Raw genomic sequence first — 14,438 nt, forward strand, 5'->3', positions numbered from 1 at the left:
ACCCACAAGAGCCAAAAGCGTTCCCGCCTGAAACCCACAATCCGCACTAAACTTTCACTAGGAAATTTCAGAGCGAGTTCGTCGGTCGCCAGCAGCGCCGCCGCCCTCGTTGGTGAGCGGTTTATAGGCCCCACCCCCGAACGAAGTCAACAGCCCAATTCCAAAAAATCAAAAAATCTTCCAACATCATGATAAACAACAGATATTTCCAATCACACAACCAACAGCAAATACAATCGATATGATAAATGGACTATTGCCGCGGGGATTGGGCGCAAATCAGCCGGCGAAGCCCGAACGACAGGTGGCTGACGTCCCCCTGGTGTCACGGCTGGAAGATGCCCATCTGCAGGGAGGGCAAAACCTTGGATCATCCTCCGGGGAAGTCCCCGGAGGATGCACGGTGTGAGGAGACACCCCTCCCCTGCCTTAAATCTGGCCGAAGCCTGCCTATTCGGCGGCTTCCGCCCTTGGGGCCGGGACATAATTGAGGATCGGGCCGAGCCAGCGCTCGACGTCTGACAGCGGCATGCCCTTGCGCGCCGCATAATCCTCGACCTGGTCGCGCTCCACCTTCGCGACACCGAAATAATAGGCGTCCGGATGGCCGATATAGAGGCCGGACACGGAGGAGCCGGGCCACATGGCAAAGCTCTCGGTCAGCGCCACGCCGATCTTTTCCTCGGCCTGGAGCAGGCTAAACAGGGTCGCCTTCTCCGTATGGTCCGGCTGGGCGGGATAGCCGGGCGCCGGGCGGATGCCGGCATAGGGCTCGCCGATCAGTTCGGTCGGGGCAAAGTCCTCCTGCGGCGCATAGGCCCAGAGCTCCTTGCGGACATATTCGTGCAGCCGCTCGGCAAAGGCTTCGGCGAACCGGTCGGCCAGCGCCTTCACCATGATCGAGGAATAATCGTCATTGGCCCGTTCGAAGCGTTCGGCGATCGCCACTTCCTCGATCCCCGCCGTGACGACGAAGCCGCCGATATAATCTTTCACGCCGCTCTCGACCGGCGCGACGAAATCCGAGAGCGCCACATTGGGCCTGCCGTCGCGCTTGCCCATCTGCTGGCGCAGGGTGAAGAAAACGGCCTCTTCCTGCGTCCGTGCCTCATCGGTAAACAGGCGAATATCATCGCCGACGGCACCGGCCGGCCAGAAGCCGACGACGGCGCGCGGAACGAACCATTTCTCAGCGATGATCTTCGCCAGCATGTCCTGAGCATCGGCAAATAGCTGGCGGGCGGCCTCTCCCTGGCGTTCGTCGTCGAGGATCTTCGGATAGACGCCCTTCATCTCCCAGGTCTGGAAGAATGGCGTCCAGTCGATATAGCGTGCCAGTTCGCCGAGATCCCAGTTCTCGAAGACGCGCGTCCCGAGGAAGGACGGGGTCTTCGGCGCATAGGTGCCCCAATCGACCTTCTGGGCATTGGCACGTGCCCTGGAAAGCGGCAGGCGCTGCTTTTCCCTTTCGTTGCGCGCATGCGCGTCGGCCACCTTCCGATACTCGGCGCGCAGGGTCTCGACATAGCCGTCCTTCGCCTCCCGGGACAGGAGGCTCGACACCACGCCGACGGCGCGGCTCGCATCGGTGACATAGATCGCCTGGCCCTTCTCGTAGCGCGGATGGATTTTGACGGCGGTATGGACGCGGCTTGTCGTGGCGCCACCGATCAAGAGCGGAATATCGAAGCCTTCGCGTTCCATTTCGGCGGCCACATGCGCCATTTCGTCGAGCGAGGGGGTGATCAGGCCGGATAGGCCGATCATGTCGACCTTTTCGCTCCGCGCAATTTCGAGGATTTTCGCCGCCGGCACCATGACGCCGAGATCGATGATCTCGTAATTGTTGCAGGCCAGCACGACGCCGACGATGTTTTTGCCGATATCGTGAACATCACCCTTGACCGTCGCCATCAGCACCTTGCCGGCGCTTTGGCGTTCGCCAAGCCCGCCGCCGGCCAGCCGTTCGGCTTCCATATGGGGCAGGAGAAGCGCCACCGCCTGCTTCATCACACGGGCGGATTTCACCACTTGCGGCAGGAACATTTTTCCCGCGCCGAACAGATCGCCGACGACATTCATGCCGGCCATCAGCGGCCCCTCGATGACATGCAGCGGCCGCTCCGCCTTCTGGCGCGCCTCTTCCGTATCGGCGTCGATGAATTCGGTGATGCCATTGACCAGCGCATGTTCGAGCCGCTTCTCGACGCTCCAGTCGCGCCATTTCAGGTCCCGCTCCCGCGCTTCCTTGCCGGCCGCGCCCTTGAAGCGTTCGGCCAATTCGAGGAGCCGCTCGGTCGCATCGGCGCGCCGGTTGAGAACGACATCCTCGCAGGCCTCTTTCAGCTCCGGCTCGATCTGGTCGTATACGGAGAGCTGCCCGGCATTGACGATGCCCATGTCCATGCCCGCCTGGATGGCATGGTAGAGGAAGACGGCATGCATCGCCTCGCGCACCGGTTCATTGCCGCGGAACGAAAAGGAGAGGTTGGAGACGCCGCCAGACACATGGACATGGGCCAGGGTCTCGGTGATCTCGCGGGTGGCCTCGATGAAATCGACGCCGTAATTGTTATGCTCCTCGATGCCCGTGGCCACCGCGAAAATATTCGGATCGAAGATAATGTCTTCCGGCGCGAAACCCGCCTGCTCGGTCAGAAGCCGGTAGGCGCGGGTGCAGATCTCCACCTTGCGAGCCTTGGTATCCGCCTGGCCCTGTTCGTCGAACGCCATGACGACGACGGCGGCGCCATAGGCCCGGCAGAGCCTTGCCTGATGGAGGAAGGCCTCCTCCCCTTCCTTCATCGAGATGGAATTGACCAGCGGCTTGCCCTGGACGCATTTCAGCCCGGCCTCGATGATCTCCCATTTCGAGGAATCGATCATCACCGGAACCCGGGCGATGTCCGGTTCGGCGGCCATTAGGTTGAGGAACTCGACCATTGCCTGCTTCGAATCGATCAGGCCCTCGTCCATGTTGATGTCGATGATCTGGGCGCCGTTGGCGACCTGGTCGCGGGCGACCTCGAGGGCGGTGGAAAAATCGCCTGCGGTGATCAGCTTGCGGAATCTGGCCGAGCCGGTGACATTGGTGCGCTCACCGATATTGACGAAGGGAATGTCCTTTGTGAGCACGAAGGGCTCGAGCCCGGAGAGTTTCATAAGCCGCGGCACGTCTGGAATCCGGCGCGGCGGATGCCGGGACACGGCCTGCGCAATCGCCCGGATATGCTCCGGCGTCGAGCCGCAGCAGCCGCCGACGATGTTGACCAGGCCGCTGCTGGCAAATTCCTCGATCTGGGCCGCCATATCCTCAGGACTTTCGTCATAGCGCCCGAATTCGTTCGGTAGGCCGGCATTCGGATAGGCGCAGACGAAGGTGTCGGCAACAGTCGAGATTTCCGCCAGATGGGCGCGCATGGCCGAAGCGCCGAGCGCGCAGTTCAATCCGATGGTGAAGGGATCGGCATGGCGCACCGAATGCCAGAAGGCGCTCGGCGTCTGGCCCGACAGGGTGCGGCCTGAAAGATCGGTGATCGTGCCGGAGATCATCACCGGCAGGCGCAGTCCCCTTTCGGTAAAGACTTCCTCGGTCGCGAAGATCGCCGCCTTGGCATTCAGCGTGTCGAAGATCGTCTCGATCAGGATGATATCGGCGCCGCCGTCGATCAGGCCGCGCAGCTGTTCGCCATAGGCAAGGCGCAGGTCATCGAATGAAACGGCGCGAAAGCCGGGATTGTTGACATCCGGGGAGAGCGAGGCGGTGCGGTTGGTCGGCCCGAGCGCGCCGGCGACGAAACGGCGCCTGCCGTCGACCTGCTGCGCCCGCAATCCGGCCCGCCGCGCCAGCCGGGCGCCGTCGCGGTTCAGTTCATAGACCATCGCCTCCATGCCGTAATCGGCCTGGGCAATGGAGGTCGAGGAGAAGGTATTGGTTTCCAGAATATCGGCGCCGGCAATGGCGTAATTATAGTGGATTTCCTCGATGGCGCCGGGCTGGGTCAGGGTCAGGAGGTCGTTATTGCCCTGCAGATGGCAATCGCAGCCGGCAAAGCGCTCGCCGCGGAAATGCTCCTCGCCAAGGCCGAGCTGCTGGATTTCGGTGCCCATCGCACCGTCCATGATCAGGATGCGCTCGCGCGCCGCCGCCTTCAGCGCGGCCATGACTTCCGATCCATCCGGCAGGGGCGAAACGGGCCCGAAAAGAGCATCGATGGCGGACATGGGCAATCTCCCGTTCTGAAAACGACAATAGCGTGCAAAAAGACAGATCACATAAAGATATCTTTATGTCAACATATCACTGTAATCCGTGCCGTTGCAGAAACGAAACCGGCCCGCTCCTTTCGAAGCGGGCCGGTTCAAACAAACAGGGAATTACTGTCTCAAAGCCTCTTCAGGCAATCGTCCAGCTCATAAATAGCGCAGAGGATGTGATAGAAACTGCTGGCCGGCGCCGGTTCGTCGATGAAACCACCATCTTCCTTCTGCTTGTCGCGCCACAATCCCTTCACCGGTGTATCCAGGAACCGGGATAGCGCGGTCGCTGCCCGCACGGCGGAGCGCAGATAGCGTTCGCGTTCCTCGCCTTGCGTCAATGCAGAGAAACGGGCGGCCGCCTTCAGCCATTCCGTCTGCGGCCAGAGCCGCGCCACCGGATCGGCGACGGAAAAATCGTCGAGCAGCGTCATCACGGCCACGTCGCGCGGCTGCGCTATGCCATATTGCTCGCCGATCTCGAACAGCCGGCGGGCCTTGACCAGCGCGTCGGCATTGCCGCGCCGCTCACCCCAGCGCAACAGCAGCCAGGCCCATTCGAACTGGTGGCCGGGCTCGACGATGCGGCCCTTGTCATCAGGCATCGGCGCCCAATCGTGATCGAAGAATTCCCGCAAGGCCCCGGTTTCGCGGTCGATGAAATTGTCCATGCAGAGATGGGCGATTTCGTCGGCGAGATTGGTCCAGGCGACCCGGTCGAAACCCTCGGTCTCTTCGCTGGCGAGGCAGGCTTCGAACAGATGCATATGCGGATTGGAGCAGAGCGGCAGGCGGGGCGGATTGTCCTCCTCGAAGCCGGCCGTGGGATGTTTGCAATAGGCTTCGAGCTTCTCGCGCAGGCGATTGCTGCGCTCGGCCATTTCCGCCCGACGGTCGGGAAAAACCTGCGCCAGATAGGAGAAGGCGAGCAGCGCGAAAGCCTGGTTGTAAAGATCGAAGGACGGATCGAGCAGTTTGCCGTCCGCGTCCGCCAACGCGCCGTAGAAACCGTCAGGCTGCAGATAGACCCGGTCGAAATAGGCAAGCCCTTCGGTGGCGACACTTTGCCAGTCCCCCTTCCAGCCGCGACGTCCGGCTTCGGCAAAGCAATAGGCCTGACGGGGCTGGACGCGTGAACGACGATTGGCCCGCGTCGGCTGCCCGGCCATGTCGATGGTCTCGACGAAGCCACCGTTTTTGCGGTCGAAACCACTTTCCTGCCAGAGCGGCAAGGCCGCACCCGCCAGCCATTCGTTCAGTTCCGTGGAAAAACCGGCTATATCCATCGTCACATATCCATTTCGCTAGTCGTCCAGTTTCAGCGCATCGATCTCCTTGCCAAGAAGCCTTGCCAGCGCCTCCACGACCATGGCGTGATCCTCGCGCTGCGGCAAGCCGGAAACCGTGACGGCACCGATGCAGCCCGTGCCCTTGACGGTGATCGGGAAACTGCCGCCATGCGGCGCGAAGTCGGCCTCCGCCAGTCCGAATTTCGCCTGGAGAGTGCTTTGCTGCCGGGTGAGCCCAAGCCCCACCGCATAGCTGCTCTTGAAGAAGCGGAAGACGCAATTGCGCTTGCGGCGCACCCAGTTGGGATTGTCGGGCGTCGCCCCTTCGAGCGCGGCATAGAAGACCGGCATGGAAAACAGCGTCACGTCGATGACGACGCCGAGCCTGCGTTCCACCGCCATGCTGCGCAGCAGCGCGCCCAGTTCCCAGCCGCTTTCGAGGCTGAAACTGGCAAACTGCAATTCCCGTTCCTGCAGCGCGATGCGCTCTATGTCCGCCTCGATGCTCATGGTTCTCTCCTTCAGTCCTTCCAAAGCCAGGCGGCGCCGCGCACACCCGAACTGTCGCCATGCACTGCCTTGCGGATCGGCGTTTCGAAACTGTCGCCGAAAAGATATTTGACGATCAGATCCGGCAATTCTCCGTAGATCTCATCGACATTCGACATGCCGCCCCCGAGCACGAACACATCCGGGTCGATGACATTGGTGAGCAGCGCAAGACTGCGCGCCAGACGGTCCACGAAGCGCGCGTAAACGGCGGCTGCCATCGGCTCCCCTGCCCGCTTGTCGGCGATGATGTCGCGGCCGCGCCGGTCGATCCCGGTCGCCAGCCGGTAGTCCAGTTCGACGCCGGTGCCGCAGGCATACATATCGAGGCAGCCATGCTTGCCGCACCAGCATTTATGGCCGGGATATTCGGATGGGGTCATCCAGGGCAAGGGATAATGGCCGATTTCGGCGGCAATGCCCTGATAGCCGGCATGGACATGCCTGCCGATCGCCAGCCCGCCGCCATGACCTGTACCGACGATGATGCCGAACACCGTATGCGCATCCCTGCCGGCACCATCGACCGCCTCGGAGACGGCCAGGCAATTGGCGTCATTGGCAAGCCGCACCTCGCGGCCGAGCGCCGCCTCAAGGTCGCGCCCCAGCGGCTGGCCGTTCAGGAGGACCGCATTGGAGTTGCGTACGATGCCGGTGCGCGGATTGGGGCTTCCGGGAATGCCGATGCCGATGGTGCCGCGTTCGCCGGCCATCTGCTCGGCGGTGGCGACAAGCTCCTGTACCGCCCGGATGCAGGCGTCGTAGCCACTGGTCGGCGTGGCGATCCGGTGGCGCGCCCTCGTCGTGCCGTCGCGCTCCAGCGCGATGACCTCCATTTTCGTGCCGCCCCAATCAATTCCGATGAACATGCTGGATCAAACTCGTGATGGTTTCTTTGCAAAGGCGGCTCTGCACCGGTCGGTTCCCCTGCCACGCCGCCGCATCCCGTGTAACATCGGAAAACCATCCGGCGCCAGCCCCGCCCATTCCCACGCATGTCAGAAAGAGCCTTGCGCGCAAATGCGAACGAAAACTTCGCCATCAAGCAGGTGGGAAAACGCTTGGCTTCCGCGCCCGGCTTTTGTATGGGTTTTCCCGGCTGGTCCCATAGCTCAGCAGGATAGAGCGCAGGATTCCTAATCCTGAGGCCATTGGTTCGAATCCAATTGGGATCACCATCGTTCAAACTTTTCGGCGCGATCACAGGCTGGCCGGAGCCGGCGGCAGCGACGGGCTTCGTCGCACGGTCCAGAACCGGTGCTACCCATGATGGAGCGCGTGATGCATGCGAGATTCAAGGTCAACGAGACAATCGGAAAGATCGACGTCGACCTGCCCGACTATCTGGACGAGTTGGCGATTGCCGATCTGAAGGATGGTTTTGCATCCGTGCGGTGCATCGGTGATGACAACATCCTGTTTCGCGGACCTCGCGCCGTCACCTCCAAGCTCGCCATCAGCGTAAAAGGCGACAGGAACCGCATCATCCTCGGATCGGATGTGAACCTTGAAGGCAGCATCAGCATCGGCGGAAGCCATATTACGGTCCTGATCGGCGCAGCCACGACCTTCAACCAGGTCAGGATATTCTGCAAGGGACGGCTTCACGGGGTCTATATCGGCCGGGACTGCATGTTCTCGTCCGACGTGGAAATCCGCACCTCCGACTCGCATTCGATCGTCGATCTCGATGCCATGAAAAAGCTCAACGAGCCGGATGGCGTCTATATTGGCGATCATGTCTGGGTCTCGAAACGGGTCTTCGTACAGAAGGGCGCGGTCATCGGCGACGACAACATCGTCGGATTTGGCGCGTCCGTTTTCGGCGAGATCAGAGGTTCCAATGCGCGGATCGTCGGTGCGCCCGCGCAGGCCGTCACCTCGAAGCGGGTGACCTGGTCGCGCAAGGGCAATATCCGATTGCCGGATGACGACCTCTATGCGTGGAAGGATTTGCCGCTTCTATAGGCCGTTTTGCGCCGACGCTATCCGGGATAGTCGCGATAACCGGGGAGCGGGCAAAGAAAAAGGCCGGGTGAAAACCCGACCTCCCGGAACCGTCTCGACAGCAATTGCCAGTACATCCGTGGTCAACCGCTGGAAACCAATTCCATGGGTGTAATATGGCGTGGCAATGTAACCGTTTCAAGACATAACGAAAAATCGTTTGGAAACGGCCTCAGGCCGCATCCAGCGCCACCGTCAGGTCGGCGATCAGATCGTCGGGATGCTCGATGCCGATCGACAGGCGGATGGTCGATTCCAGCACGCCGATCCTCTCGCGCACATCGAGCGGCACGCCCGAATGGGTCATGCTGGCCGGATGGCTGGCAAGCGATTCGGTACCGCCGAGACTGACCGCGAGCTTGAAGATCTGCAGCGCGTTGAGGAAGCGGAACGACGCGGGCTGGCCGCCGCGGATATCGAAGGAAAAGGTCGAGCCGGCGCCGGTGCATTGCGCGGCAAAGGTCTTCCCGAGCGGCGAAGCGGGATCGTGATAGGGCAGATAGTGGATGCCAGCGACCTTTGGATGGTCGCGCAGGAAATTGGCGACATCGAGCGCGTTGCTATTGGCCTTTTCCATGCGGATCGACAGCGTTTCCAGCGATCGGCCGAGCATCCAGCAGGAATGCGGGTCGAGCTGCGTACCGATGGCGCCACGCAGCGCCTTGACCTGCTTCATCACCGCCTTCGAGCCGAGCGCCGCGCCGGCGATCAGGTCGGAATGGCCGCCGATATATTTGGTCAGCGAATAGAGCGAAATATCGGCGCCATGTTCGATCGGCCGCTGGAAGACAGGCCCCAGCAACGTGTTGTCGCAGGCAATGACCGGAACATACCCTTGTTTTTCACCAATCGCATCGGCGACCCTGCGCAGCATGGCGATATCGACGAGGCTGTTGGTCGGATTGGCCGGCGTCTCAGCAAGGATCACCGAAACGCGCCCCTTCCGCATCGCGTCCTGCGCCGCCGCCCATATCGCCTCCTCGTTGACGCCGTCGCTGAAGCCGACGGCGGCGATGCCCATATTGAGCAGGGTTTTTGCCAGGAAGGTTTCGGTGCCGCCATAAAGCGGCTGCGAATGGAGGACGGCATCGCCCGGCCGCACGAAGGCAAGCAGGGTGGTGGCGATCGCCGACATGCCCGAAGAAAACAACGCGCAGCTTTCGGTGCGCTCATAGACCGCCAGCCGGTCCTCGACGATCTCGCTATTGGGGTGGTTGAAGCGGGAATAGACCAGGCCTGCGGAGGTGCCCGCCGGCGGTTCGCGGCGTCCGGAAACGAAATCGAAGAAATCGCGCCCTTCCTCGGCGGATTTGAACACGAAGGTCGAGGTCAGGAACACCGGCGGCTTGACGGCGCCCTCCGACAATTCCGGATCATAACCGTAGTTCAGCATCAGCGTTTCGGGATGCAGCGCGTGGTTGCCGATATGCGTTTTGGAAGGATGCGGTGCGGTCATGACGGTCTCCGGCTTCAACAGGTTCCATTGCCCTGCGCAGACTAGACCAGATCGGCGCATCGGCCGCCAGCGAAAAGGCTTGGCTGACGGTTCGGCACTAACCATATGAACTGCAGCGGCAGAAGGCGAGCTCCCGCGTTCGGAACAACAGGCCAGCCGGAGCGTTTGCACTTCAGCTAAAAAAGGAACAAGAAAATGCAAATGACGATGCGAGCCGTTGTCTTCGTAATCGTGGGATCGATCCTCAGTATCCTCGCGATCAAATATTCGCAGAACGACCTGAACGCCGCCGTGCCGATGATCGACCCGGCCACAGCCGCCCAATCGAGCTGACGAAGCCGGTCCGTCCATCGTGCCGCTGGCTTGCGGTACCGCGCTGCCGCCGGTAGAAAATCCGCCACAATCAGTCTTCACTCGTAGCGTCCACGCCGGTGGCTGGCCGAACGTCTTCGTTCCGGCGCGACCTGAAGGGCGGTGCTGCCGCTTGGCAAAGCGCTGTTACATGGCAATGGACGGCAGGAGACGTGACGATGACGAAATGGCGCAACGAGCCGATGCTCCCCGATCATGTCGGCCTATGCCAGCGCGTCTTCGATGCCGCAAAGGTTGCCCGCAAGATACCGGACGACAGCGATGCCAATGATCCCGTCGCAGCCCTGGTGCTGACGCTCTATCGGCACGGCGTTTGGGAAGAAGAGGAATTGCTGCGTCGCGTCCTCAAGGCGCTTGACGAAAAATCCTGATCGAGACGCCTGGAGATTGGCAGCGCTCTAGCGCAAGTCCCGCCGTGCGCGGCCCACCCAACCGCGTGGTCGGCATCCGTTGCTAGATGTCGTGCCTTGCCAGCAGCAATCCGCTCGTCGCACCGGGCTTTGCCAGCAGCAGCTTCGTTCCGTCGATCGTCCATGACAGGCCTGTCTTCAGCACGTCGAAAAACTTCCTCTCCTGGTCCATCACCGCCGGCGGGCACATTTTGCGCGTCGATGCCACCGGGCCGAAGGCGAGGATGCCGGAACTCAAGCTAAAGACACCGGTATAGCTGTTGCAGCCGGCGAAACCCGAATAGGTGCCGTCATCGTTGATCTCGAGCGTCGTCTGCAGGAAATCCATGACGCCGCGGCCGGAAATATCCTCCGCCAGCCACGTCCCCACAAGCTCCGCCGGCACCGAGGCCGCGGCGATATTCGTCACCGACTGGCCGTCGAGAAGCACGCAGCCGCAGGAAAGAAGCAAAGCAAGTTTCAGCACGGGCGATCCCTTCCAACGGCGAAGTCCACGGCGATGATTCGCAGCCTGCAGACCCTATAGCCCTTGAGAGAGCTGCAACACCCTTGTTGCCACCGGCTTTCACCTGTAGAGCCATCCTTAAGAAAAGAAGACAACGGGACTTTGGCCATGACCTCCGGCGCGAACGCAAAACGCCGCCTGACCATTCTGGGTTCGACAGGCTCGATCGGCACCAACACGCTTGATGTGATCGATCAACTCGGCGGCCGTGACCGCTTCGAGATCGCGGCTCTGACCGGCAACGGTAATATCGACCTCCTGGCCGCGCAGGCGAAAGCCGTGGGTGCCGAACTGGCTGTTACCGCCGACGAGGGCCAATATGAAAACCTCAAATCCGCTCTGTCCGGCACCAATATCGAAGTTGCCGCCGGCCGCAGCGGCCTGATCGAGGCCGCCGACCGCGATGCCGGCTGGGTCATGGCAGCGATTGTCGGCACGGCCGGGCTTGCCCCGACACTGGCCGCCGCCCGGCGCGGCGCCGATATCGCCCTTGCCAACAAGGAATGCCTGGTTTCGGCCGGCGATCTGTTCGTCAGTGCCGTCGCAAAAGGCGGCGGCCGGCTGATCCCGGTCGACAGCGAGCACAGCGCCATCTTCCAGGCGCTCGAAGACGACCAGCGCCATGCCGTCGAGCGCATCGTGCTCACCGCCTCGGGCGGCCCCTTCCGTACCTGGACGCGCGAGCAGATGGCCGGCGTAACCGCCGAGATCGCCCGCGCCCATCCCAATTGGTCGATGGGCCTGAAAATCTCCATCGGCAGCGCGTCGATGTTCAACAAAGCTCTGGAAATGATCGAGGCAAAGCATCTGTTCGATGCCAGGCCCGAGCAGATCGAAGTCGTCGTCCATCCGCAGTCGATCATCCATTCCATGGTCGGTTACAGCGATGGTTCGGTCCTCGCCCAGCTCGGCTGCCCGGACATGCGCACCGCCATCGGCTATGCGCTGACCTATCCGACGCGCACGAAGCTGAATGTCGACCGGCTCGATTTCGCACGGATTGCGCGGCTCGATTTCGAGGCACCGGACGAGGTTCGCTTTCCAGCACTTCGCCTTGCCCGCACGGCCATGCGGCGCGGCGGCCTCCAGGGCGCGATCATGAACGCGGCGGAAGAAATCGCCTTCCATGCCTTCGTCGCCGGCCGCATCGGCTTTCTCGACATGGCCGATATCGCCGAGACGGTGATGGAGAGGATGACGGATATCACTCCGGCGCTCTCCATGGACGACGTCTATGCCGCAGACGACGAAGCGCGCATCCGCGCGGCGCAAGCCGTCTCCGCCACGGAAAAGGCCGCCTGAGCGGCGGCCTCGTCAATGCAATCAAGACAGCAATTTCAGCCTATGCAACGGCCCGGGCAAGCGCGCAGCGCGACCAGAGCTGGTGCAGGGCGCCGACCAGATGATCCATATCGGCATCCGAATGCAGCGGCGTCGGCGTGATGCGCAGGCGCTCGGTGTTCTTCGGCACTGTCGGGTAATTGATCGGCTGGACATAGACGCCGCAATTGTCGAGCAGCAGGTCGGAAATCCATTTGCACTTGGCGGCATCGCCGACGATCACCGGCACGATATGGCTCGGATTGTTCAGATGCGGAATGCCGTTCCTGTCGAGCAGACCGCGCAGCCGGCGAACCCGTTCCTGATGTGCCAGGCGCTCGACCTGGCTTTCCTTCAGATGCCGGATCGAGGCGACGGCGCCGGCGGCCAGCGTTGGCGGCAAGGCTGTCGTGAAGATGAAGCCGGAGGCGAAGGAGCGGATGAAATCGCAGAGCGCCGTCGAGGCAGCGATATAGCCGCCCATGACGCCGAAGGCCTTGCCGAGCGTTCCCTCGATGACGGTCAGGCGGTGCATCAGGCCTTCGCGCTCGGCAATGCCGCCGCCGCGCGGCCCGTACATGCCCACGGCATGCACTTCGTCGAGATAGGTCATGGCGCCATATTTGTCGGCGAGATCGCAGATTTCCTTGATCGGCGCGATATCGCCATCCATCGAATAGACCGATTCGAAGGCAATGAGTTTTGGTGCGCGCGGATCGGCGGCCATCAGCTTGGCTTCGAGGTCGGCGACCGAATTATGCTTGAAGATCACCCGCTCGCATTTGGAATGGCGGATACCCTCGATCATCGAGGCATGGTTGGCGGCGTCCGAAAAGACGATAACGCCGGGGATCTTCGAACAGAGCGTTCCGAGTGCCGCCCAGTTGGACACATAGCCGGAGGTGAACAAAAGTGCAGATTCCTTGCCGTGCAGGTCGGCAAGCTCACGCTCGAGAAGAACATGGTAATGATTGGTGCCAGAAATATTCCGGGTGCCTCCCGCACCCGCGCCACACTGGTCGATGGCGGTTTTCATCGCCTCGGTGACCTTGGGATGCTGGCCCATGCCAAGATAGTCGTTGGAACACCAGACGGTGACATCCTGCTTTTCGCCGGCCGCATTGTAGCGGGTTGCCTTGGGAAACTGGCCGCGCTGGCGCTCCAGATCGGCAAAAACCCGGTATCGGCCTTCCTGATGCAGACCGTCCAACTCGCCTTTGAAGAAACTCTCGAAATCCATCATTGTCTCCAGAACCTTGCCGTCTTTTTTGTACCAAAGCGGATTGGCGTCAACCCTTGAAGGGCGTGAGGCGGCCACCTGCGGCAAAAGGCCTCTGATTTTGGAACGATTCCAAACTAACCGTCCGGGTTTCATTCCACCCGGCGCGGTTCGAGTCAAGACGCGAGAAACGGCGACGGACCGCTCCGCCCCCGTTCATCAGTTTCAGGAAATCAGCGGCAATCCCCTCATGCCGCCGCCACGGCCCGTTTGGCCATGACCTTGACCAGCTGCGCACGATATTCGGAGCTGGCATGGAGATCGGACAGGAGATCGGCGGGATCGGTGGTGGCGCCGGAAAGCGCATCCGGCGACCAGTTCTGGGCAAGCGCCGCCTCCATCCCGGCATGGCGAAAGACCCCGTCGGCCCCGGCGCCGGTCACCGCCACCCGCACATCGCCGCTGTCGCGCCGGGCAACAAACACGCCGGTCATCGCATAGCGCGAGGCTGGATTGCGGAACTTCGCATAGGCCGCCCTTTCCGGTGCCTCGAAGGCGATGGCCACGATCATTTCGCCTTCCTCCAGTGCGGTCTCGAACAGGCCGGTAAAGAAATCCGCCGCACCGATCTCACGCTGATTGGTGACGATCACCGCATCAAGGGCGAGAAGTGCTGCCGGATAGTCGGCCGCCGGGTCGTTGTTGGCCACCGAGCCGCCGATCGTGCCCATATGGCGGACATGCGGGTCGCCGATATGATGGGCGAGATCGCAGATCGCCGGACAGATCGCCTTGAGTTCCGGCGACGACGCGACATCGTAATGCGTCGTCGCCGCGCCGATGCGCACGCTCCGGCCGGTGACGGAGATGAATTTCAACCCGGCAATATGGCGGATATCGACGAGATCGCCGGGCGCCGCCAGCCGCTGTTTCATGGTGGCGATCAGCGTCATGCCGCCGGCCAGATATTTGCCCTCTTCGGCGGAGGATTTCAGCCGGACCGCGTCCTCGACAGAGGATGCGCGATGATAATTGGTCTCGTACATGGTCACTC

At 61.8% G+C, this 14,438-nt stretch carries 13 protein-coding genes and 1 tRNA gene; 6 read left to right on the forward strand and 8 right to left on the reverse strand.

From position 1 onward, the window contains the following. On the forward strand, positions 1-192 hold a 192-nt coding region (locus ASD31_RS26480; RefSeq protein ID WP_210168914.1), incomplete at its 5' end, for a hypothetical protein. Between the two features lie 258 nt (positions 193-450). On the opposite strand, the gene metH is transcribed toward ASD31_RS26480, so the two are convergent. The 4 genes from metH to ASD31_RS04040 all read right to left on the reverse strand — a co-directional run bounded on the left by metH (position 451) and on the right by ASD31_RS04040 (position 6,964). Continuing rightward, entirely contained in the window at positions 451-4,224 is a 3,774-nt protein-coding gene (metH, locus tag ASD31_RS04025; protein ID WP_056329753.1) for a methionine synthase, read from the reverse strand. A gap of 161 nt (positions 4,225-4,385) precedes the next feature. After that, on the reverse strand, positions 4,386-5,543 hold the full coding sequence (locus tag ASD31_RS04030; RefSeq protein WP_056329756.1) for an AGE family epimerase/isomerase: 1,158 nt from the start codon (positions 5,541-5,543) through the stop codon (positions 4,386-4,388). An 18-nt stretch (positions 5,544-5,561) separates the two neighbouring features. Next, a complete protein-coding gene (locus ASD31_RS04035) occupies positions 5,562-6,056 on the reverse strand; it encodes a heme-degrading domain-containing protein (RefSeq protein ID WP_056329758.1) in 495 nt (164 codons plus the stop codon). 11 nt (positions 6,057-6,067) lie between these two features. Further along, on the reverse strand, positions 6,068-6,964 hold the full coding sequence (locus ASD31_RS04040) for an ROK family protein (protein ID WP_056329761.1): 897 nt from the start codon (positions 6,962-6,964) through the stop codon (positions 6,068-6,070). Between the two features lie 232 nt (positions 6,965-7,196). Between ASD31_RS04040 and ASD31_RS04045 the strand changes: the two genes are divergently transcribed. After that, positions 7,197-7,273, forward strand: a tRNA-Arg gene (locus ASD31_RS04045). Between the two features lie 103 nt (positions 7,274-7,376). Next, entirely contained in the window at positions 7,377-8,063 is a 687-nt protein-coding gene (locus tag ASD31_RS04050) for an acyltransferase (RefSeq protein ID WP_056329764.1), read from the forward strand. Positions 8,064-8,274: 211 nt separating this feature from the next. On the opposite strand, the gene ASD31_RS04055 is transcribed toward ASD31_RS04050, so the two are convergent. Further along, positions 8,275-9,558 (reverse strand): cystathionine gamma-synthase family protein, encoded by a 1,284-nt coding sequence (locus ASD31_RS04055; RefSeq protein ID WP_056329768.1) that lies wholly within the window; start codon positions 9,556-9,558, stop codon positions 8,275-8,277. A gap of 201 nt (positions 9,559-9,759) precedes the next feature. On the opposite strand from ASD31_RS04055, the gene ASD31_RS26890 reads away from it, so the two are divergent. Further along, positions 9,760-9,891 (forward strand): hypothetical protein, encoded by a 132-nt coding sequence (locus ASD31_RS26890; RefSeq protein ID WP_274534250.1) that lies wholly within the window; start codon positions 9,760-9,762, stop codon positions 9,889-9,891. Between the two features lie 197 nt (positions 9,892-10,088). Continuing rightward, a complete protein-coding gene (locus ASD31_RS04060) occupies positions 10,089-10,301 on the forward strand; it encodes a hypothetical protein (RefSeq protein ID WP_056329770.1) in 213 nt (70 codons plus the stop codon). Positions 10,302-10,383: 82 nt separating this feature from the next. Here the strand turns inward: ASD31_RS04060 and ASD31_RS04065 are convergent, their stop codons facing one another. Next, positions 10,384-10,806, reverse strand: a complete 423-nt coding sequence (locus tag ASD31_RS04065) for an META domain-containing protein (RefSeq protein WP_082520401.1) — start codon at positions 10,804-10,806, stop codon at positions 10,384-10,386. Between the two features lie 147 nt (positions 10,807-10,953). Between ASD31_RS04065 and dxr the strand changes: the two genes are divergently transcribed. Next, positions 10,954-12,147 carry a 1-deoxy-D-xylulose-5-phosphate reductoisomerase gene (gene dxr / locus ASD31_RS04070; protein ID WP_056329773.1) on the forward strand — a complete coding sequence of 398 codons (1,194 nt, stop codon included), beginning with the start codon at positions 10,954-10,956 and terminating at the stop codon, positions 12,145-12,147. 40 nt (positions 12,148-12,187) lie between these two features. Here dxr and hemA read toward each other — a convergent pair whose 3' ends face one another. After that, complete coding sequence (gene hemA, locus ASD31_RS04075) at positions 12,188-13,405, reverse strand: 5-aminolevulinate synthase (protein WP_056329778.1); 1,218 nt, start codon at positions 13,403-13,405, stop codon at positions 12,188-12,190. 227 nt (positions 13,406-13,632) lie between these two features. Then, positions 13,633-14,430, reverse strand: coding sequence for an FAD binding domain-containing protein (locus ASD31_RS04080; RefSeq protein ID WP_056329781.1), 798 nt, complete (start codon positions 14,428-14,430; stop codon positions 13,633-13,635). Positions 14,431-14,438 lie beyond the last annotated feature (8 nt).

This window comes from Rhizobium sp. Root482, from assembly GCF_001426565.1.
Taxonomy (GTDB): domain Bacteria; phylum Pseudomonadota; class Alphaproteobacteria; order Rhizobiales; family Rhizobiaceae; genus Pararhizobium.